This window comes from Nostoc sp. UCD121 (assembly GCF_014222285.1).
Lineage (GTDB): Bacteria > Cyanobacteriota > Cyanobacteriia > Cyanobacteriales > Nostocaceae > Nostoc.
Map to the genome: position 1 here is coordinate 1 of NZ_JACKZS010000494.1, position 907 is coordinate 907.

The 907-nt window shown below is 36.5% G+C and carries 1 pseudogene; it reads right to left on the reverse strand.

Going from position 1 to position 907, the window contains the following annotated elements:
* Positions 1–907 (reverse strand): annotated as a pseudogene (locus GNF10_RS37140) (histidine kinase); the annotation flags it as partial.

The window sequence follows — 907 nt, forward strand, 5'->3', positions numbered from 1 at the left end:
ATAGACATAAAGTCTAAGGTATTGGAAATGTTGGCTCTACTAATAATGGAAGTTTGACCGGATAAAGATATCGAACTGGGGGCAATACTAGCAATTGTTTCTAGGGAATTAAAGCTAAGTTGGTGTTGATGTAAGATGGGTTGAAGTAATTCAGGATAGCGTTTTTCTAAGTCATCGGTTTTAGCTTTGGCTCCCCATCGGGCATAGCAGTAGTAAGCTTCTTGCATATATGCTTGAGCCACTTTTTCTTTGCCCCAATCAAGATAAAATTTAGCTGCTAGTTCGTTAGCCAGAGCTTCTTGCTGAATGTACTCATTTTTTTTGCCTCCAGCGATCGCGCGATCGTATAAGTCAATTGCCTCAAATCGCTGACCTAAGACCCAATGACGCTCTGCCTCTACTAAATCAAATTTATGCTGAAAATTCATCGGTGCAATTATTGCTCGAACTTTTAGGTGTTTTTGATTTTCGTCAACCTTCAAGAGCAATTTTGCTTGTTCAGAAGATTTAGCTTTAGAATAGACAGATAGACGAGCCAATGAATCGTAGTAATGGAAAACAGACACAGATAGCATTCCTGCACCACCTTTAAGGTAACGCTCTCCTTTGTCTCCATTGCTAACTGCCGCGAGAGGATCATCAAACAAGTAGCTAATAATTAATTTAATTAGATAAAATTCATGGAGTGTAAACTCATCATTTTCCTTGAGTAGAGCAGGTAAGATTTTTTCTTCACTCCAGTATTCATCAATTAATAAATCTGAGTAATGACTATATTCAGTTATAAATTCAATTGTCCTTTTAAGAATACTAAATCGACTATAAAAAGATTCACCAGTTGCAAAACTAGACTCGAAGATTTTGATTTGTTCTAATAGCGTTTTTAAATCTTCTATACCCATTAGAT